Source organism: Peribacillus sp. R9-11, from assembly GCF_031345095.1.
Classification (GTDB): domain Bacteria; phylum Bacillota; class Bacilli; order Bacillales; family DSM-1321; genus Peribacillus; species Peribacillus butanolivorans.
Window position 1 is genome coordinate 181,021 of the sequence record NZ_CP133763.1, and the last position, 18,936, is coordinate 199,956.

15 protein-coding genes, 9 tRNA genes and 3 rRNA genes are annotated in these 18,936 nt (G+C 42.1%); 24 read left to right on the plus strand and 3 right to left on the minus strand.

Translation table 11 applies throughout. The features are described from left to right. Positions 1 to 66 precede the first annotated feature (66 nt). The 4 genes from RE409_RS00955 to RE409_RS00970 all read left to right on the plus strand — a co-directional run bounded on the left by RE409_RS00955 (position 67) and on the right by RE409_RS00970 (position 3,487). A complete protein-coding gene (locus RE409_RS00955; protein ID WP_242485473.1) occupies positions 67 to 612 on the plus strand; it encodes a LysR substrate-binding domain-containing protein in 546 nt (181 codons plus the stop codon). A gap of 438 nt (positions 613 to 1,050) precedes the next feature. Further along, the gene (locus RE409_RS00960; RefSeq protein ID WP_201188230.1) at positions 1,051 to 1,476 is read left to right on the plus strand and encodes a DUF2521 family protein; all 426 of its coding nucleotides are present in this window, start codon (positions 1,051 to 1,053) and stop codon (positions 1,474 to 1,476) included. 86 nt (positions 1,477 to 1,562) lie between these two features. Beyond that, positions 1,563 to 2,279 (plus strand): N-acetylmuramoyl-L-alanine amidase CwlD, encoded by a 717-nt coding sequence (gene cwlD / locus RE409_RS00965; protein WP_201188232.1) that lies wholly within the window; start codon positions 1,563 to 1,565, stop codon positions 2,277 to 2,279. A 149-nt stretch (positions 2,280 to 2,428) separates the two neighbouring features. Beyond that, positions 2,429 to 3,487 (plus strand): Mrp/NBP35 family ATP-binding protein, encoded by a 1,059-nt coding sequence (locus RE409_RS00970; RefSeq protein WP_201188234.1) that lies wholly within the window; start codon positions 2,429 to 2,431, stop codon positions 3,485 to 3,487. Positions 3,488 to 3,523: 36 nt separating this feature from the next. Here the strand turns inward: RE409_RS00970 and gerD are convergent, their stop codons facing one another. Beyond that, entirely contained in the window at positions 3,524 to 4,123 is a 600-nt protein-coding gene (gerD, locus tag RE409_RS00975) for a spore germination lipoprotein GerD (RefSeq protein WP_201188235.1), read from the minus strand. 137 nt (positions 4,124 to 4,260) lie between these two features. On the opposite strand from gerD, the gene RE409_RS00980 reads away from it, so the two are divergent. Continuing rightward, entirely contained in the window at positions 4,261 to 4,938 is a 678-nt protein-coding gene (locus RE409_RS00980; RefSeq protein WP_309558380.1) for a KinB-signaling pathway activation protein, read from the plus strand. A 129-nt stretch (positions 4,939 to 5,067) separates the two neighbouring features. Here the strand turns inward: RE409_RS00980 and pdaB are convergent, their stop codons facing one another. After that, the gene (pdaB, locus tag RE409_RS00985) at positions 5,068 to 5,820 is read right to left on the minus strand and encodes a polysaccharide deacetylase family sporulation protein PdaB (RefSeq protein WP_201188237.1); all 753 of its coding nucleotides are present in this window, start codon (positions 5,818 to 5,820) and stop codon (positions 5,068 to 5,070) included. 132 nt (positions 5,821 to 5,952) lie between these two features. Here pdaB and RE409_RS00990 point away from each other — a divergent pair, with 132 nt between their 5' ends. The 14 genes from RE409_RS00990 (at position 5,953) to rocF (ending at position 13,403) form a co-directional block, all read left to right on the plus strand. Then, positions 5,953 to 6,183, plus strand: a complete 231-nt coding sequence (locus tag RE409_RS00990) for a hypothetical protein (RefSeq protein ID WP_201188239.1) — start codon at positions 5,953 to 5,955, stop codon at positions 6,181 to 6,183. A gap of 290 nt (positions 6,184 to 6,473) precedes the next feature. Continuing rightward, positions 6,474 to 8,024 (plus strand): 16S ribosomal RNA (locus tag RE409_RS00995). A gap of 175 nt (positions 8,025 to 8,199) precedes the next feature. Next, positions 8,200 to 11,132, plus strand: a 23S ribosomal RNA gene (locus RE409_RS01000). A 74-nt stretch (positions 11,133 to 11,206) separates the two neighbouring features. Further along, positions 11,207 to 11,322 (plus strand): 5S ribosomal RNA (gene rrf / locus RE409_RS01005). Together the 16S, 23S and 5S rRNA genes with 9 tRNA genes alongside form the textbook arrangement of a ribosomal RNA operon. A 46-nt stretch (positions 11,323 to 11,368) precedes the next feature. Beyond that, positions 11,369 to 11,443 (plus strand) — tRNA-Asn (locus RE409_RS01010). A gap of 3 nt (positions 11,444 to 11,446) precedes the next feature. Then, a tRNA-Thr gene (locus RE409_RS01015) sits at positions 11,447 to 11,519 on the plus strand. A gap of 29 nt (positions 11,520 to 11,548) precedes the next feature. After that, positions 11,549 to 11,623 (plus strand) — tRNA-Glu (locus RE409_RS01020). A gap of 18 nt (positions 11,624 to 11,641) precedes the next feature. After that, positions 11,642 to 11,717: transfer RNA gene (locus RE409_RS01025), tRNA-Val, on the plus strand. 19 nt (positions 11,718 to 11,736) lie between these two features. Continuing rightward, positions 11,737 to 11,812, plus strand: a tRNA-Thr gene (locus tag RE409_RS01030). A gap of 18 nt (positions 11,813 to 11,830) precedes the next feature. After that, positions 11,831 to 11,914: transfer RNA gene (locus RE409_RS01035), tRNA-Tyr, on the plus strand. A gap of 103 nt (positions 11,915 to 12,017) precedes the next feature. Next, a tRNA-Gln gene (locus RE409_RS01040) sits at positions 12,018 to 12,092 on the plus strand. 3 nt (positions 12,093 to 12,095) lie between these two features. After that, positions 12,096 to 12,167: transfer RNA gene (locus tag RE409_RS01045), tRNA-Gly, on the plus strand. Positions 12,168 to 12,188: 21 nt separating this feature from the next. Continuing rightward, a tRNA-Ala gene (locus tag RE409_RS01050) sits at positions 12,189 to 12,264 on the plus strand. Between the two features lie 236 nt (positions 12,265 to 12,500). Next, positions 12,501 to 13,403, plus strand: coding sequence for an arginase (rocF, locus tag RE409_RS01055; protein ID WP_056525989.1), 903 nt, complete (start codon positions 12,501 to 12,503; stop codon positions 13,401 to 13,403). 132 nt (positions 13,404 to 13,535) lie between these two features. Here the strand turns inward: rocF and RE409_RS01060 are convergent, their stop codons facing one another. Continuing rightward, a complete protein-coding gene (locus RE409_RS01060) occupies positions 13,536 to 13,721 on the minus strand; it encodes an aspartyl-phosphate phosphatase Spo0E family protein (protein WP_098176662.1) in 186 nt (61 codons plus the stop codon). A 172-nt stretch (positions 13,722 to 13,893) separates the two neighbouring features. Here RE409_RS01060 and sigW point away from each other — a divergent pair, with 172 nt between their 5' ends. From sigW to glmM, 5 genes are all read left to right on the plus strand, one after another. After that, positions 13,894 to 14,457, plus strand: coding sequence for an RNA polymerase sigma factor SigW (gene sigW, locus RE409_RS01065; RefSeq protein WP_098176663.1), 564 nt, complete (start codon positions 13,894 to 13,896; stop codon positions 14,455 to 14,457). A 16-nt stretch (positions 14,458 to 14,473) separates the two neighbouring features. Further along, the gene (locus tag RE409_RS01070; protein ID WP_201188245.1) at positions 14,474 to 15,103 is read left to right on the plus strand and encodes an anti-sigma factor family protein; all 630 of its coding nucleotides are present in this window, start codon (positions 14,474 to 14,476) and stop codon (positions 15,101 to 15,103) included. A 211-nt stretch (positions 15,104 to 15,314) separates the two neighbouring features. Next, positions 15,315 to 16,139 (plus strand): diadenylate cyclase CdaA, encoded by an 825-nt coding sequence (cdaA, locus tag RE409_RS01075; RefSeq protein ID WP_056525977.1) that lies wholly within the window; start codon positions 15,315 to 15,317, stop codon positions 16,137 to 16,139. Continuing rightward, a complete protein-coding gene (locus RE409_RS01080; protein ID WP_201250177.1) occupies positions 16,132 to 17,472 on the plus strand; it encodes a CdaR family protein in 1,341 nt (446 codons plus the stop codon). Before cdaA ends, RE409_RS01080 begins: the two co-directional genes overlap by 8 nt. Positions 17,473 to 17,527: 55 nt before the next feature. Beyond that, positions 17,528 to 18,877 (plus strand): phosphoglucosamine mutase, encoded by a 1,350-nt coding sequence (glmM, locus tag RE409_RS01085; protein ID WP_056525971.1) that lies wholly within the window; start codon positions 17,528 to 17,530, stop codon positions 18,875 to 18,877. Positions 18,878 to 18,936: the final 59 nt, after the last annotated feature.

Consider the following 18,936-nt stretch of genomic DNA (forward strand, 5'->3'; position numbering starts at 1 on the left):
CGAGAAGCAAGTTACCGGAGGATAGTTATACTTCATATAGAAGAAGGAGAACGCCAATTGAAAGACATGGCTGGATTAATAGAAAGGTCGATCTCTGTCTCTATTGCGTTGCCTCATATTCTTCCTATATTAATCGCTGAATTTTTGAAACTTAACCCTAATGTACATATTAGCCAGTATTTGGCTTCATCCACTGGGATGAAAAAACAACTAGAGAATGTCGAAGTCGACCTTTGTATTTCAATGAGTCCTATTTATGGAGACGACATTGAATGGATGCCCTTATTAGAAGAAGAGATTTTTTTATCGGTACCACCAAGCCATCACTTAGCAAAGCAAAAATCCATTGCTCTTCAGGAAGCAGCAAATGAGGCCTTCATCAGCAGAACGTCAGGGTACGGATTCCGGGACGTTACGGATAAGTATTGCAGGGAAGCGGGCTTTGAACCTTACACCCCAATTGAACTAGAAGAAGCAGGAGCAATACTCCGACTTGTAGAAATGGGAATGGGTGTTTCATTCACGCCTCAATTGTCTTTATTACGCCAATCAATGCCGAAACCGTTCAGATTCCAATCACCTATCCGAATTGCAAACGAACGATTGGGATAGCATGGAAAAAAACTCACTATCTCTCTCAAGCTGCAATAGATTTCCGGGAATTCACCTCTGGCTTTTTTAAACATGAAGTAAGTAAATATTTCTATCTATAAAGTCTTAATAAAAATAAGGTGGCAGGCATTACATCCAAGACGGTGTTGCCTGCCTTTTTCAACATGGATGGTAGAGGATTGCCTCCTTAATCTAAGGGGAGTCTTATTACATGCTTCTTTTAAACAAAAGAACGTAAAAATAAGGTCTGAGGTACAAGTCGTCCACTTCAGTCTTCAAATGTTAATTTTGATATTATTGGCGTTTATAAACATATCTAAAACTATCCTCATTAATTATTGCCAACTGTATAAATGAATGGTTCATGATAGAACGCAAAAACTACATATTACTTGGGAAATAATTTGGGAAATGGGGTCTGACCCCGGAGGTGATATGATGGCTGTGATTTTAGGTTTACAGGAGATGCAAAGGGAGAGGCAGTTGAAGTTTGAGCGAAGGTTACTTAGGGAACTTTCAATCGAGGATATGAAGGTGAGGATTCAGCGTTACTTTGGACAGGATTTCATGGAGGTGTTGGAGGAAGGCTATTTTGATGTTGCCATTGAGGCCTATTTATTGGGAGCTAACTATAGTAAGTTTGGCTATTATGGTGAGTCGGAGGATGATGTAAGGGCTCGGTGCTGGAGGGAAGAGAAATTTTTGATTGATACCCTTTTTAATTTTATTTTGTATTGGCGGGAAGTAACGGCAAATAACGCTTTCAATGAAGGTTTGTTTTATTGCTGTGAAGGGTTTGTAGGTGAATGGTGGATGGACGGCTTTAAGACGGGTGAAAAGCGATATAAAATGAAGTTGCACTAAGAAGGAGTGAAGTATCCATTCTTTGTTCTAATTCCATGGTTTGTCCCATACTTTTAGATATAGGGACTTGTGGAAGGAGAACGTTCATGCGTAGTAAGCTAAAATATACAGGAATCGCGATGGGATTGTTTATCCTTTTTTTAATTGTAACTTTCAAATTTGTTGAAGATGATTCTTGGGACTCCTGGAACCTTCCCTTGGCAGGTAAGGTAATCGTTTTGGATGCTGGACATGGAGGAATGGATGGCGGGGCAAATGTGCAAAAGGTAATGGAAAAAGAAATTGCCCTTTCTGTTTCGTTAAAGGTTAGGGACTATTTACAGGAACAGGGTGCCCTTGTCATTATGACTCGTGAGAAAGATGAAGATCTGGCACAGGGGGATACAAAAGGGATCCGTCAGCGAAAACAGGAAGACCTGCGAAATCGGGTTGAAATGATTAATGATTCAGAAGCGGATTTATTTTTAAGTATTCATTTAAATTCTTTTCCGTCAGCATCATCAAAAGGTGCTCAAACATTTTATACGAAAAGGTTTGAGGAAAATGAACAGGTGGCAAAGTTTATTCAGACTGAAATCATAAGAAACCTAGAAAATACAAAGCGAGATGCAAAAACGATTAATAATGTGTATTTGATGAATTATACGAAGAAACCAGGGGCGCTTGTTGAAATTGGCTTTCTTTCTAATACGGAGGAAAGGGAACGCCTTATCAGTGATGGGTATCAAGAAAAGATTGCAAGTTCGATTTATATGGGGATTTTACGGTATTTCACAGAGGAAAAACTTTCAGATGAAGAGTGATTCTCTAGTTCGGGTCTTGTATGGTACAAGGCCTTTTTATTATTTATATAAAAGTCATGTGCTCATTTAAAGGGCAGATAATAAGCTTTATTTAAGTGATATGGTATACTTAAATGGGAAAATAAAACGAATTCAAAGGGGTGCTCGACTTGTTAACTGAAGAGAAAGTACTGAATTTATTAAAGGATCTTAAAGACCCTTTTCTACATAAAAGCCTTGAAGAAACAAATGGAATCATTGAAGTGAAAATAAAGCCTGAAAAAAATCATGTAAGCGTTAAGCTTGCCATTGCAAAAACAGGGACTGCCGAGCAAATGCAAATGCAAACAGAAGTGGTAAACTTGCTGAAAGAAGGCGGGGCAGAATCTGTAGGGATTCGTTTCACAGAACTTTCTGAAGAAGAGTTATCCAAGCATCGTGAAAATATACCACAGGATGAAGTGGATCAAGGTTTACTTGGACCGAATAGCAAGACGCAATTTATTGCGATTGCTAGTGGTAAAGGCGGAGTTGGTAAATCAACGATTTCAGTGAACTTTGCTACTTCACTTGCACGACTTGGTAAAAAGGTTGGACTTGTGGACGCTGATATTTATGGTTTTAGCGTACCAGATATGATGGGGATTACAAAAAGGCCGGTGGTGCGTGGGGAGAAAATTATTCCTGTGGAACGTTTTGGTGTTCAGGTTATCTCAATGGGATTCTTTGTAGAAGATAACGCGCCTATTATCTGGAGAGGGCCAATGCTAGGAAAGATGCTGAACAGTTTCTTTAACGAGGTAGAATGGGGAGAGTTAGATTATTTAGTCCTTGATTTACCACCGGGTACAGGCGATGTTGCGTTGGACGTGCATACAATGCTACCTTCATGTAAGGAAATTATCGTAACGACACCGCATCCAACTGCAGCCTTTGTTGCAGCAAGAGCGGGCGCGATGGCCATCAAGACTGAACATGAAGTCATTGGTGTCATTGAAAACATGTCGTTCTTCGAGAGTAAAACGACAGGTGAAAAAGAATATGTATTCGGTAAAGGCGGCGGTGCGAAGCTTGCAGATGAACTACGTACAGAAGTCTTAGGGCAGCTTCCTTTGCAACAGCCAGATTGGAACGAAGAAGATTTTGCACCTTCTATTTACGCAGCAGACCATAGATTAGGCAGAATTTATGAAGATATTGCTAAAAAAGTCATTGAAAAGTTGCAATAAAAATAAAGGCTGATTCCAATTGGAATCAGCCTTTTGTTATTCTTTGTCTTTTTTCTCAGTTTTATCACCTGATTCCGCCTTTGTTGCCTTTTCAGCTGCTTTTGTTACAGCTTGATCCAATCTTTCTTGGATCTTCGCTTGAACTAAAGGACTATCCATAGTTTCTATGATAACTTCTTTATAAATGGCCCGCATGTCTTTAGTCTTCAGTAACTTATTCATTTCTTTTTCCAAATCTGGGTCTTTTAAAATTTCAATAAGCATTCCGCGATACTGAGGGTCATTGGTTAATTCTTTCAATACCTTTTTGTGTTCGTCTTTTAAAGCTTTAGCATAGGCAGAGGTAAATTCAGGATCTTTAAAGGTCTTTTTCCAAAATTCCTTCCCTTTATCTGAAGTGACCGTATCTTCAATGGATTTCTTAATGATCTCTGAGTCCATAATAAGTTCAGTTTTTGTTTTCTCATCAGAAATGATATCCTGGATGGCCTTTTTACCATCGTCTGTTTTTAAAATATCGACGACCATTTTCTTTGTCTCTTCATACTCATTTTTATCTGCGCTTGCTCCATTCTGCGCACAACCGGAACAAACGAGTAAGAATGACGTGAAAAGCAAAGCAACTCCCACTCTCATACGCAGGGCCCCTTTCATCCTTCTTATTGTTAATATGGTTCCAATCGACGATATTATTCCCTTGTAGAATAAGTGGATTTTTCCAAATTTGGTTGGTACAATTAAGGAAATGAAATAGAAATGTATGGAGGAAAACAATGAACAGCCGTAATTTAGTTAAATTGTTTTTAACAACATTGCTTATCGGTGGTGTAACGGGCGGAGTTGTAGGGTTCTTAGCTCGTTGGTATGAGTTTAAGCCTTATTTTTCTTCTTTTGAAATCAGTGCCATTCTTTCAACGTTTTTATGGTTATTCGGTGTCGGATTAATTTTTAGTGTCATAAGCCAAGCTGGTTTTTTTGCCTATTTAACGATACATCGTTTCGGTCTAGGGATATTTAAAAGTGCTTCCTTATGGAATGCAGTACAACTCGTACTTATTCTTTTCGTTGTATTTGATCTAGTCTATTTACGATATCTTAATTTTGGTTCAGGTGAGGGGATTAGTTCCTACATTGTGTTAGCTTTGGTTGTATTAGCCGCAGCGTTGATTACGGCCTATTTTAAAATGAAACAAACAAATAAACAGTCATTTATTCCGGCGATGTTTTTTATGGTTGTGGCCACAGTATTAGAGTGGGTACCTGTACTAAGTTCTAATGATGAAGGCTGGCTCTACTTCATGCTGTTTCCATTACTAGTATGCAATGCTTATCAATTATTGGTTTTAAGCAAATTAATCGATCGTTCACAAAAAGAATTAGCCAGTAAAAAAACACGGATGCAAACTAAAGCAAAGGGAAAGAAATTAAAAGCAGGAGAATTAGGGAAGTAGGTAAAAGTGGCTAACCTTATTGGAAAGCGGAATACATAAGAAATTCTACATACAAAAAACTGCGTCCTAAAGGTTAAGCATGACCCTTAGTACGCAGTTTTTTATGTTTTTGTGTTCTAGTAAATGATGTTACCGGATTTCTTCACTGCTTGCTGATGAATTAGAGATCATCTCAGAAACGTTTACGAAGTTTAAATTTTTGGAGCGAAGTTCATCTATTAGTTCTGGCAATGCTTTATTAGTTTGTTTTGCTGAGTCTGAAGCGTGTAATAAGATGATATCACCCTTTTGAGCCTTGTTAACGTTATGAACAATTCGATCAACGCCTGGGTTAGTCCAATCCTTTGAATCGATACTCCAATGAACCACAGTATAGCCGAATTTTTCACTAATTTTCAGGAGGCGCTTATCAAAGTGTCCGGTGGGCGCACGTAAAAGCTCGATATTTTTAACATTTAGTTTTTTAAAAGCTTCCTGTGCTTTTGAAATATCACGGATGATTTCTTGGTCATCCAGATCGGAATAATCTTTGTAATCGTATCCGAGCATTCCGATTTCATAGCCTTCTTTTTCAATTTCATCCACTATGTCAGGGTGACGTTCTGCCCAAGATCCGGAAAGGAAGAAGGTGGCGGATTTAATCTTTTCTTTTTTCAATGTCTCTAAAATCGGGGCTGCTTTTTCATCGCCCCAGCCAATATTGAATGTGACGGCTACATTCTTTTCCCCTTTATAAACCGCTTTTGGTCCATCTTCGGTAGAAAAAACAGGTGAATGAAGAATGTTTTGTACAAAAAGGAACCAAGCGGTAAAGAGTGCCGTAAGTAAAATTAACGAATAATGTTTGATGTTCTTTGCCTGGAGCACCATGAAAAATTTCATTAATCCATCCCCTTGTCCAAAAGCTCTTGTTTTCATATTTATGCAGAGGCTGTTCCGTTATGCAAAAAAATCAATATAAAAATTCATAAAATTAAGATGAATGGGGAAAAATGACTGATGGAGGTGTGAGTTATGCTTGGCTTATTGATTAATGAAAAAGAAAAGAAGGAATTAGAGTACCTCTTAAAAAGAGAGATGGATGAAATATTATTTGATTTACAAGATGATAGAATCGATTGCATAGTTAAAAGAGCTATAAATGAAAAATATAATATCCTTTTCAGATTGTTTAAAAGGCTAAGTACAGAAAAGGAATGCCTTATTTATATGAAAGTAAAAACAAACTTTAATGAGAAGAATTAGTCCTGATTTTTAAAAGTGAATTAAATTTAAAAAATCTATTGACTATTAATTTATACGCTGGTATATTATAAAAGTTGCTGCAAGATAATAGCTTTTAAAAAAGAACAAAAAAAACTTTTTTAAAAAAAGTTATTGACGAAGCAGAGATAAGATGTTAAGATATTAAAAGTCGCTAAGAGATAAAGTGAAACAAATTGCTCTTTGAAAACTGAACAAAACAAAGCGCCAACGTTAATTTTTTTAAGTGAGCACACACTATCAAAAAAAGCAAAATGAGCAAGTCAAACATTTCTTCGGAGAGTTTGATCCTGGCTCAGGACGAACGCTGGCGGCGTGCCTAATACATGCAAGTCGAGCGAATCGATGGGAGCTTGCTCCCTGAGATTAGCGGCGGACGGGTGAGTAACACGTGGGCAACCTGCCTATAAGACTGGGATAACTTCGGGAAACCGGAGCTAATACCGGATACGTTCTTTTCTCGCATGAGAGAAGATGGAAAGACGGTTTCGGCTGTCACTTATAGATGGGCCCGCGGCGCATTAGCTAGTTGGTGAGGTAATGGCTCACCAAGGCGACGATGCGTAGCCGACCTGAGAGGGTGATCGGCCACACTGGGACTGAGACACGGCCCAGACTCCTACGGGAGGCAGCAGTAGGGAATCTTCCGCAATGGACGAAAGTCTGACGGAGCAACGCCGCGTGAACGAAGAAGGCCTTCGGGTCGTAAAGTTCTGTTGTTAGGGAAGAACAAGTACCAGAGTAACTGCTGGTACCTTGACGGTACCTAACCAGAAAGCCACGGCTAACTACGTGCCAGCAGCCGCGGTAATACGTAGGTGGCAAGCGTTGTCCGGAATTATTGGGCGTAAAGCGCGCGCAGGTGGTTCCTTAAGTCTGATGTGAAAGCCCACGGCTCAACCGTGGAGGGTCATTGGAAACTGGGGAACTTGAGTGCAGAAGAGGAAAGTGGAATTCCAAGTGTAGCGGTGAAATGCGTAGAGATTTGGAGGAACACCAGTGGCGAAGGCGACTTTCTGGTCTGTAACTGACACTGAGGCGCGAAAGCGTGGGGAGCAAACAGGATTAGATACCCTGGTAGTCCACGCCGTAAACGATGAGTGCTAAGTGTTAGAGGGTTTCCGCCCTTTAGTGCTGCAGCTAACGCATTAAGCACTCCGCCTGGGGAGTACGGCCGCAAGGCTGAAACTCAAAGGAATTGACGGGGGCCCGCACAAGCGGTGGAGCATGTGGTTTAATTCGAAGCAACGCGAAGAACCTTACCAGGTCTTGACATCCTCTGATAACCCTAGAGATAGGGCGTTCCCCTTCGGGGGACAGAGTGACAGGTGGTGCATGGTTGTCGTCAGCTCGTGTCGTGAGATGTTGGGTTAAGTCCCGCAACGAGCGCAACCCTTGATCTTAGTTGCCAGCATTCAGTTGGGCACTCTAAGGTGACTGCCGGTGACAAACCGGAGGAAGGTGGGGATGACGTCAAATCATCATGCCCCTTATGACCTGGGCTACACACGTGCTACAATGGATGGTACAAAGGGCTGCAAACCTGCGAAGGTAAGCGAATCCCATAAAGCCATTCTCAGTTCGGATTGTAGGCTGCAACTCGCCTACATGAAGCCGGAATCGCTAGTAATCGCGGATCAGCATGCCGCGGTGAATACGTTCCCGGGCCTTGTACACACCGCCCGTCACACCACGAGAGTTTGTAACACCCGAAGTCGGTGAGGTAACCTTTATGGAGCCAGCCGCCTAAGGTGGGACAGATGATTGGGGTGAAGTCGTAACAAGGTAGCCGTATCGGAAGGTGCGGCTGGATCACCTCCTTTCTAAGGATAAATACGAGAGCGCTTTTGTTTTGTTCAGTTTTGAATGAGTAATTCATTCAGATACGAAAGATCTCATCACGTTGTGATGGAATTTTTTCTTCTTTGTTCCTTGAAAACTAGATAATAGATAGAAGGCAATTAATTTTTTCAAAGCATCAGTAAGATCTTTTTTAACGGTTAAGTTAGAAAGGGCGCACGGTGGATGCCTTGGCACTAGGAGCCGATGAAGGACGGGACTAACACCGATATGCTTCGGGGAGCTGTAAGTAAGCTTTGATCCGGAGATTTCCGAATGGGGAAACCCACTGTTCGTAATGGAACAGTATCTTTACCTGAATACATAGGGTACTGAAGGCAGACCCGGGGAACTGAAACATCTAAGTACCCGGAGGAAGAGAAAGCAAATGCGATTTCCTGAGTAGCGGCGAGCGAAACGGAATTAGCCCAAACCAAGAGGCTTGCCTCTTGGGGTTGTAGGACACTCAACATGGAGTTACAAAGGAACGGGGTAAATGAAGTGATCTGGAAAGGTCCGTCAAAGAAGGTAAAAACCCTGTAGTTGAAACTTCGTTCCCTCCTGAGTGGATCCTGAGTACGGCGGGACACGAGAAATCCCGTCGGAAGCAGGGAGGACCATCTCCCAAGGCTAAATACTACCTAGTGACCGATAGTGAACCAGTACCGTGAGGGAAAGGTGAAAAGCACCCCGGAAGGGGAGTGAAATAGATCCTGAAACCGTGTGCCTACAAGTAGTCAAAGCCCGTTAATGGGTAATGGCGTGCCTTTTGTAGAATGAACCGGCGAGTTACGATTTCATGCGAGGTTAAGTTGATAAGACGGAGCCGCAGCGAAAGCGAGTCTGAATAGGGCGAATGAGTATGAGGTCGTAGACCCGAAACCAGGTGATCTACCCATGTCCAGGGTGAAGTTCAGGTAACACTGAATGGAGGCCCGAACCCACGCACGTTGAAAAGTGCGGGGATGAGGTGTGGGTAGCGGAGAAATTCCAATCGAACCTGGAGATAGCTGGTTCTCTCCGAAATAGCTTTAGGGCTAGCCTCAAGATGAGAGTATTGGAGGTAGAGCACTGATTGGACTAGGGGCCCCCAACGGGTTACCGAATTCAGTCAAACTCCGAATGCCAAATACTTATTCTTGGGAGTCAGACTGCGAGTGATAAGATCCGTAGTCGAAAGGGAAACAGCCCAGACCACCAGCTAAGGTCCCAAAGTATACGTTAAGTGGAAAAGGATGTGGAGTTGCTTAGACAACCAGGATGTTGGCTCAGAAGCAGCCATCATTTAAAGAGTGCGTAATAGCTCACTGGTCGAGTGACTCCGCGCCGAAAATGTACCGGGGCTAAACGTATCACCGAAGCTGTGGATTGACACCGTATGGTGTCGATGGTAGGAGAGCGTTCTAAGGGCGTTGAAGTCAGACCGGAAGGACTGGTGGAGCGCTTAGAAGTGAGAATGCCGGTATGAGTAGCGAAAGAAGGGTGAGAATCCCTTCCACCGAATGCCTAAGGTTTCCTGAGGAAGGCTCGTCCGCTCAGGGTTAGTCGGGACCTAAGCCGAGGCCGAAAGGCGTAGGCGATGGACAACAGGTTGATATTCCTGTACCACCTATACATCGTTTGAACGATGGGGGGACGCAGAAGGATAGGGTAAGCGCGCTGTTGGATATGCGCGTCCAAGCAGTTAGGCCGGAAACGAGGCAAATCCCGTTTCCATTAAGGCGGAGCTGTGATGGCGAGGGAAATATAGTACCGAAGTTCCTGATTCCACGCTGCCAAGAAAAGCCTCTAGTGAGATGTAAGGTGCCCGTACCGCAAACCGACACAGGTAGGCGAGGAGAGAATCCTAAGGTGTGCGAGAGAACTCTCGTTAAGGAACTCGGCAAAATGACCCCGTAACTTCGGGAGAAGGGGTGCTTTTTAGGGTGAATAGCCCGGAAAAGCCGCAGTGAATAGGCCCAGGCGACTGTTTAGCAAAAACACAGGTCTCTGCGAAGCCGCAAGGCGAAGTATAGGGGCTGACACCTGCCCGGTGCTGGAAGGTTAAGGGGAGAGGTTAGCGCAAGCGAAGCTTTGAACCGAAGCCCCAGTAAACGGCGGCCGTAACTATAACGGTCCTAAGGTAGCGAAATTCCTTGTCGGGTAAGTTCCGACCCGCACGAAAGGTGTAACGATCTGGGCACTGTCTCAACGAGAGACTCGGTGAAATTATAGTACCTGTGAAGATGCAGGTTACCCGCGACAGGACGGAAAGACCCCGTGGAGCTTTACTGCAGCTTGATATTGAATTTTGGTACAGCTTGTACAGGATAGGTAGGAGCCTGAGAAGCCGGAGCGCTAGCTTCGGTGGAGGCGTTGGTGGGATACTACCCTGGCTGTATTGAAATTCTAACCCGCGCCCCTTATCGGGGTGGGAGACAGTGTCAGGTGGGCAGTTTGACTGGGGCGGTCGCCTCCTAAAGAGTAACGGAGGCGCCCAAAGGTTCCCTCAGAATGGTTGGAAATCATTCGTAGAGTGTAAAGGCACAAGGGAGCTTGACTGCGAGACCTACAAGTCGAGCAGGGACGAAAGTCGGGCTTAGTGATCCGGTGGTTCCGCATGGAAGGGCCATCGCTCAACGGATAAAAGCTACCCCGGGGATAACAGGCTTATCTCCCCCAAGAGTCCACATCGACGGGGAGGTTTGGCACCTCGATGTCGGCTCATCGCATCCTGGGGCTGTAGTCGGTCCCAAGGGTTGGGCTGTTCGCCCATTAAAGCGGTACGCGAGCTGGGTTCAGAACGTCGTGAGACAGTTCGGTCCCTATCCGTCGCGGGCGCAGGAAATTTGAGAGGAGCTGTCCTTAGTACGAGAGGACCGGGATGGACGCACCGCTGGTGTACCAGTTGTCTTGCCAAAGGCATAGCTGGGTAGCTACGTGCGGACGGGATAAGTGCTGAAAGCATCTAAGCATGAAGCCCCCCTCGAGATGAGATTTCCCATAGCGCAAGCTAGTAAGATCCCTGAAAGATGATCAGGTTGATAGGTCAGAGGTGGAAGCGTGGCGACATGTGGAGCTGACTGATACTAATAGATCGAGGACTTAACCACGCTTTAAAAAATGAAATACCTTCTTATTATCTAGTTTTGAAGGAATGAAAATTTCTTCAAAAAAATGAATATAGTCTGGCAATGATGGCGAAGAGGTCACACCCGTTCCCATTCCGAACACGGAAGTTAAGTTCTTCAGCGCCGATGGTAGTTGGGGGTTTCCCCCTGTGAGAGTAGGACGTTGCCAGGCTATTCATTTAAAATCTTTAAATGAGTATTAGGAAACATTATATTATTCCGCAGTAGCTCAGTGGTAGAGCATTCGGCTGTTAACCGAACGGTCGTAGGTTCGAGTCCTACCTGCGGAGCCATATGCTTCCATAGCTCAGTAGGTAGAGCACTTCCATGGTAAGGAAGAGGTCAGCGGTTCGAATCCGCTTGGGAGCTTCCCAATCTATCTATTATCATAAAATATCGGCCCGTTGGTCAAGCGGTTAAGACACCGCCCTTTCACGGCGGTAACACGGGTTCGAATCCCGTACGGGTCACCATTATATACTTATTAGTCCGGAGGATTAGCTCAGCTGGGAGAGCATCTGCCTTACAAGCAGAGGGTCGGCGGTTCGATCCCGTCATCCTCCACCATTTTATTTTAAAAATATTTGCCGGTGTAGCTCAACTGGTAGAGCAACTGACTTGTAATCAGTAGGTTGGGGGTTCAAGTCCTCTTGCCGGCACCATTTACAACCATATATTGCGGAGGGGTAGCGAAGTGGCTAAACGCGGCGGACTGTAAATCCGCTCCTTCGGGTTCGGCAGTTCGAATCTGCCCCCCTCCACCATTTTAATAAAAACCTGTGGATCAGTTATATATTCTCTGTAAAAGGGAAATATATGATTACCACCTTTTTATTTTGTTGAATATTAATTATACATATTATATATTGGGCTATAGCCAAGCGGTAAGGCAACGGATTTTGATTCCGTCATGCGAAGGTTCGATCCCTTCTAGCCCAGCCATTTGCGGAAGTAGTTCAGTGGTAGAATACAACCTTGCCAAGGTTGGGGTCGCGGGTTCGAATCCCGTCTTCCGCTTACTATATATTTATTCCTTTAGGGGCCTTAGCTCAGCTGGGAGAGCGCCTGCCTTGCACGCAGGAGGTCAGCGGTTCGATCCCGCTAGGCTCCACCATCTAACTACATACACTAAAACTTACGTCTTAAGCCGATTACGGCTTAAGACTTTTTTTATTTTAAATATCTAACTTTTATTACTTTTACCTTCTAATAAGAGAACGGTTCAATTAGGGATTTTAAGACAAAGAGTAAATACGGTAAAAAAGCTAATTAGCTGCATCTTTATACATATAAATGTTCAGTTGAACCACTAGGCATATAAGATATAAAATGGTAGAAAGGGGGAATTATATGTCTATTCAGAAAATTTCCATTATCGGTCTACCTATGGATCTTGGTCAGGCGAGACGAGGGGTGGATATGGGACCGAGTGCAATCCGCTGTGCAGGGATTGTCGAACGGCTTGAACGATTAAAAATAGAAGTTGAGGATTTAGGAGATATAGTAGTAGGACGCCCTGAAAATGCACAGAAATCTGGTACAAATTTAAAAAACTTATCGCTAGTTGCTAAGGGAAACATTCAATTAGCAACAAGAGTAGATAAAATTATACAAGGCGGATCATTCCCGCTCGTTCTTGGGGGAGACCATTCGATAGCCATCGGAACACTCGCAGGGGTTTCGAAGCACTATGAAAATGTAGGTGTAATTTGGTATGATGCACATGGAGATTTAAATACGGAGGAAACTTCACCATCAGGGAATATACATGGTATGCCTCTAGCTGTCAGTATGGGGCTTGGCCATCCCGATCTAGTCAATATTCATGGTTCAACTTCTAAAGTAAAACCAGAAAATATCGTAATTATCGGGGCACGTTCATTAGATGAAGGTGAAAAAGAATTAATACGTGAAAAAGGGATTAAAGTGTTTACAATGCATGAAATTGACCGAATGGGAATGGCTAGAGTCATGGAAGAGTGTATAGATTATTTAAGAGAAAGAACAGATGGTGTTCACCTTTCTTTGGACCTGGATGGAGTAGATCCCGCGGATGCGCCTGGGGTAGGAACACCGGTAATTGGTGGTATTAGTTATCGTGAGAGTCATTTGGCTATGGAAATGCTGGCGGAGTCTGAGTTAATTACATCAGCTGAATTTGTTGAGGTAAACCCTATTTTAGATGAACGTAATAAAACCGCAATCGTTGCCGTGGCCTTAATGGGCTCGCTATTTGGAGAAAAGCTAGTATAACTGATAAAATAAAAGAAACAGTAACCAGCTTGTGTTAGGTTACTGTTTTTTATATGCTAGAAGACGTAAGTTGATTTTTCAGGATGGTTTTATAATATCTATATTTATATGGTTGTAATCTCAGCTCCATATTCACTTTAGAGCACATCGGTCGATTTGGCTTCCATTTTTAGTTAAATGGAAGTATTGATTGATCAAAACATCTAGTTTACTGCTTACTTCAATAACTTCATTATCAACCATCGAGGAGCGGGAAGCTAAAATTATCATTTTCTGTCTGTATAGTTCAATATGATCTAAAATTTGTTCAGCAGTCATACAGCGATTCACTCCCTTAGGTTTTACAATTTTTAATTATATAGCCTTGTTTTTTTTTTCTTAAACATAAATTGTAAAACTTTGTTAAAATTAAAGTAATAAATTTTGAAACCTTTTAGCTTACGATTCGTAATAATCGTATAGCCGCATGAGCGGGGGTAAAAACCGGAAAATGGATGCACTCATTAAAGAGAGAATTAATCAAGTATTAAAGGGAGACCATAATGCATTTGGGGAAATTGTCGAACTATACAAGGACAAAGTTTTCCAGATATGTTTTAGGATGCTCGGAAACAGGCAAGAAGCAGAAGATTTGGCACAAGAGGCCTTTGTTAGAGCCTTTGTGAATATTCGTAGTTTCAATATACAAATGAAATTTTCTACGTGGTTATACCGTATTGCGACGAATCTTTGCATTGACCGTCTTCGTAAGAAAAAGCCGGATTACTATTTGGATGCAGAAGTTAGTGGAACTGAGGGATTGAATATGTATTCCCAAATTGCATCAGATATGGCAAAGCCCGAGGATGAAGTTGAATCTTTAGAACTTCAGGAAACCATTCAAGTAGAAATTATGAAGTTGCCGGAGAAATATCGGTCGGTAATCGTATTGAAGTACATTGAAGAATTATCGTTAAAGGAAATCAGTGAAATACTTGATTTGCCAGTCGGCACGGTTAAGACGAGAATACATCGTGGTCGGGAAGCCTTGCGTAAACAACTACGCCATTTATAAAAAGAAGGTGAGAAAAATGAACTACCATGAGGAAATCATTGATTATATGCATGATTATTTAGATGAGGACATCAAACCAGAGCATAAAGAAGCTTTACGTGATCACTTGCATACTTGTGCTGAATGCCGGGATTATTTTCATGAAATGAAAAAGGCAGTCGCTCTTGTACAAAGTACCTCCCATATTAAGGCTCCAGATGACTTTACAGCAAGGGTAATGGCTCAATTGCCAAAGGAAACGAAAACAACGGGTGCCAAACGTTGGTTAAAAAGCCATCCTTTTATGACGGCAGCAGCCGTGTTCATTGTATTGATGACAGGTTCTCTTTTTTCCACATATAATCAGGACGAACATTTTTCAGTTTCCAAGCAATCTAATTTATTAGTCGAAGGAGAAACGGTGATTGTGCCTGCAGGTGAGACCGTTGAGGGGAATGTGGTAGTTCAAAACGGTAACATTCGAATTGAAGGTGAAGTGAAGGGAGATGTGACGGTCATTAATGGACATAATTATATGTCTAAGGCGGGGAATGTGACCGGAAGCATCCATGTTATTGACCAAGCTTTTGAGTGGATGTGGTACAAAATTAAGGATACCGCAACGTCTGTGCTTCCTATTAAAGAGGAAAAAGGGAATAAGGAGTAAGATGAGCTGAGCGAATGCATCGTTTTCAATATACGGTGCCATCGCTCAGCTTTACTTTGTAAAAGGAGGGGATTTTTTACTTCATTAGACCTTAACATGTAACTTTATCACACTAGTTTTAGAAGTATTATTTAAAAAATGGTATACTATTAAGGTTATTACATAACGATTGTTATTGTTATTTGGAGTAATACTGACTGGAGGAAACAACATGTCTTTATCCAATTTGAATGTTTGGGACTATGTAGTAAATTTCATTGATATTCTCCTTGTTTGGTTTGTGATATATAAATTGTTAACTATTATTCGAGGCACGAAGGCTATACAGCTGCTCAAAGGAATTTTTGTAATAGTCATTGTAAAAAGCTTAAGCAACCTGTTTGGTTTCAATACACTTGGATGGTTAATGGCACAAGTCATGAATTGGGGAGTACTGGCGATTCTTGTCATTTTTCAACCTGAACTGAGGAGAGCGCTTGAACAATTAGGACGTGGGAAGCTCTTTACAAGAGGTAGCGTTCCAGAAGAGAACCAGCAAGAGCGTTTAGTAGAAGAAATATTAAAGGCGTCCACTTATATGGCGAAAAGGCGAATTGGAGCCTTGATTACGATTGAAAAAGGAACGGCACTGGGCGATTATGTTGAAACAGGGATTCCTCTAAAGTCCTATATTTCTTCAGAGTTGCTTATTAATATCTTTATACCTAATACGCCGCTCCATGATGGTGCAGTGATTTTACAAAATAACCAGGTGGCAGCTGCAGCTTGCTATCTGCCTTTATCAGAAAGTCCGTTCATTTCAAAAGAACTTGGTACTCGGCATAGGGCAGCTATTGGTATGAGTGAAGTGACGGATAGTATTACAATCGTTGTATCTGAAGAAACGGGAGGAATCTCTGTTACTAAAAATGGAGAACTGTTCCGAGATTTGAATCAAGAGTCATTTAGGGCAATGCTTACTAGTGAACTGGTAGTGGAAAATATCAAAACAACTTCCTCGAGTATCTGGAATTGGAGGGGGAAGAAAAATGGATAAATATACCAATAGTACATGGTTTATGAGAATTGTTGCTTTTGCTTTGGCAGCTCTGTTATTCATCTCCGTTAATTTTGAGATGGAGTCAGATAAAAAATCTCTTGGTTTATCTACTGCCCCTGAGATTAGTACGGAAACCATTGAAAATGTACCGGTTGAAGTGTACTATGACCGTGAAAATTTGGTGGTGAGCGGAGTACCAGAAACGGTGGATGTTACTTTAAAGGGAGCTAAAAGCCTACTGATAAGTGCAAAAAACCAAAGAGACTTTAAAGTATATGTAGACCTTTCTGATCCTGAAATCTCGATGGGAGACAGAACTGTTACCTTCAAAATAAGCGATTTAAACGAAAAGTTAGTGGCGACAATCGAGCCTGAATATGCAGAAGTCAATGTTCAGGAACGAGTGACGAAGGAATTCTCCGTCGAAGCAGAATATAATAATTCTTTACTTGAAGAGGGTTATACCGCTGGACAGCCAACAGTCGACCCTAAAACTGTTAAAATAACTGGGGCTAAAGATGTAATTGAACAAATTTCCTATGTTAAGGCAAATCTTGAAATAAGTAAGGGTCTTAACGAAACGATGAACGGCAAGGCGACAGTAAAAGCTCTTGACCGGGACTTAAACAAGTTGGATGTTACGATTGAACCTGCTTCAGTTGCAGTGTCACTAAAAGTTAGTATCCCGTCGAAAACGGTAACCATTGCACCTAAGCAAACTGGAAAAGTAAAGGACGGCATCCGTATTAAGAGTATAAGTGTCGATCCAAAAGAGGTAATCCTTTATGGGTCAGAAGCCAGCCTTGAACAAATAAGCGAAATAAATCTCCCTGTTAATATTTCCAAAATTGATGGAGATGCCGAATTGGAATTGGATCTTACTAAACCAGAAAGTGTACAAAAAATGTCCTTGGGTAAGGCAAAGGTCAAAATTAATACAGAAAAAATTGATGTAGAAGATGAGAATGTAGAGGATGTAGAGGCAGTCGAAGAAGTCGAAAAAGTCGAAGAAGAGGTAGTTGAAGAGGATGAACCACCTGCCATCGAGACTAAAACTTTCACCAATTTAAAAATAGAACCTGTAGGTATACAGGAAGACCAAGAAGCCGAATTGGAATCCGATGTAGCAAGCATTACTTTGCGTGGGAAAGCGGATGATTTGAAAGAAATAACTAAAAACGACATTACTCTTACAGTAGATGTGAGTAATTTAGATGAAGGTATACATGATGTAGAACTGGTAGTAAAAGCGCCTGCAGGAGTGAATTGGGAACTAGATTCAAAAACGGCTAAGGTCTCTATTACTCAAAAAGACGAAGAAGAAACATAACCTTCCTTTAACATCATTTAATTTAGTAACGATTCGAAGAAGGAGCGATAAAAAGATGGGTAAATATTTTGGAACAGACGGAGTTAGGGGTATAGCGAATAGCGAATTAACACCTGAGTTGGCATTTAAACTAGGCCGCTTTGGCGGCTACGTTCTTACTAAAAATACAGAAAAACCTAAAGTGCTGATAGGACGCGATACACGTATTTCAGGTGAAATGCTGGAAGGTGCACTAGTTGCTGGTCTATTATCTATTGGGGCTGAAGTTATGCGTCTTGGTGTAATTTCAACACCAGGAGTTGCTTATTTAACAAAGGCGTTAAGTGCTGAAGCAGGCGTTATGATTTCTGCTTCACATAATCCGGTTGCAGATAACGGTATTAAATTCTTCGGTCCGGATGGTTTTAAGCTATCGGATGATCAAGAAGCGGAAATTGAAACATTGTTAGATTTAGAAAAAGATGAACTTCCACGTCCGGTAGGCGGAGATTTAGGCCATCTAAACGACTATTTCGAAGGTGGACAAAAGTATCTCCAGTACTTAAAGCAATCAGTCGATGAAGATTTTACAGGCATTCATGTTGCGCTTGATTGTGCACATGGCGCGACTTCATCCTTGGCTATGCATTTGTTTGCGGATCTAGATGCAGATATCTCTACAATGGGGGCATCGCCCAATGGCTTGAACATCAATGATAAGGTAGGTTCCACGCACCCTGAAGCACTTGCTGAATTCTTAAAAGAAAAAGGGGCCGATGTTGGACTTGCCTTCGATGGTGACGGCGACCGCATCATTGCCATAGATGAAAAAGGAAATATAGTTGACGGCGATCAAATTATGTATATATGTGCGAAATACTTGAAAGAAAACAATCGTTTGAAACAGGGGACTGTGGTTTCTACAATCATGAGTAACCTAGGTTTTTATAAAGGTCTTGAGGAGCACGGAATACAAAGTGCCCAAACAGCAGTGGGCGATCGCTATGTTGTAGAAGAGATGCGAAAAGGCGGCTACAACCTTGGCGGTGAGCAATCCGGGCATATTATCTTCCTGGACTATAATACGACAGGGGATGGCTTATTGACAGGCTTACAGCTTGTAAACATTATGAGTGAAACACAAAAACCCTTATCAGAGCTTGCAAATGAGATGAAAAAATATCCACAGACGCTTATCAATGTTAAAGTGACTGACAAGCATGCTGTAACTGATAATGAAAAGGTGCAGGAAGTCATTAAAGATGTTGAGGCAGAAATGGAAGGAAACGGGCGTATATTGGTTAGACCATCTGGAACTGAACCTCTTGTCCGTGTTATGGCTGAAGCACCAACTGTAGAAGAATGCAATCGTTATGTTGATCGCATCGTCTCTGTGGTGAGAGCGGAAATGGGAATAAACGAATAACTAATCATATGCATAAAAGGAACAGAATATCCTTTTATGCATATTTTTATAAAGAAGTG

Bases quoted from the DNA above. Each gene is read 5' to 3' on its own strand.
- RE409_RS00955 (WP_242485473.1), top strand. From the start codon at position 67: ATGGCTGGATTAATAGAAAGGTCGATCTCTGTCTCTATTGCGTTGCCT.
- RE409_RS00960 (WP_201188230.1), top strand. From the start codon at position 1,051: ATGGCTGTGATTTTAGGTTTACAGGAGATGCAAAGGGAGAGGCAGTTG.
- cwlD (WP_201188232.1), top strand. From the start codon at position 1,563: ATGCGTAGTAAGCTAAAATATACAGGAATCGCGATGGGATTGTTTATC.
- gerD (WP_201188235.1), bottom strand. From the start codon at position 4,123: ATGAGAGTGGGAGTTGCTTTGCTTTTCACGTCATTCTTACTCGTTTGT.
- RE409_RS00980 (WP_309558380.1), top strand. From the start codon at position 4,261: ATGAACAGCCGTAATTTAGTTAAATTGTTTTTAACAACATTGCTTATC.
- pdaB (WP_201188237.1), bottom strand. From the start codon at position 5,820: ATGAAATTTTTCATGGTGCTCCAGGCAAAGAACATCAAACATTATTCG.
- RE409_RS00990 (WP_201188239.1), top strand. From the start codon at position 5,953: ATGCTTGGCTTATTGATTAATGAAAAAGAAAAGAAGGAATTAGAGTAC.
- rocF (WP_056525989.1), top strand. From the start codon at position 12,501: ATGTCTATTCAGAAAATTTCCATTATCGGTCTACCTATGGATCTTGGT.
- RE409_RS01060 (WP_098176662.1), bottom strand. From the start codon at position 13,721: ATGACTGCTGAACAAATTTTAGATCATATTGAACTATACAGACAGAAA.
- sigW (WP_098176663.1), top strand. From the start codon at position 13,894: ATGGATGCACTCATTAAAGAGAGAATTAATCAAGTATTAAAGGGAGAC.
- RE409_RS01070 (WP_201188245.1), top strand. From the start codon at position 14,474: ATGAACTACCATGAGGAAATCATTGATTATATGCATGATTATTTAGAT.
- cdaA (WP_056525977.1), top strand. From the start codon at position 15,315: ATGTCTTTATCCAATTTGAATGTTTGGGACTATGTAGTAAATTTCATT.
- RE409_RS01080 (WP_201250177.1), top strand. From the start codon at position 16,132: ATGGATAAATATACCAATAGTACATGGTTTATGAGAATTGTTGCTTTT.
- glmM (WP_056525971.1), top strand. From the start codon at position 17,528: ATGGGTAAATATTTTGGAACAGACGGAGTTAGGGGTATAGCGAATAGC.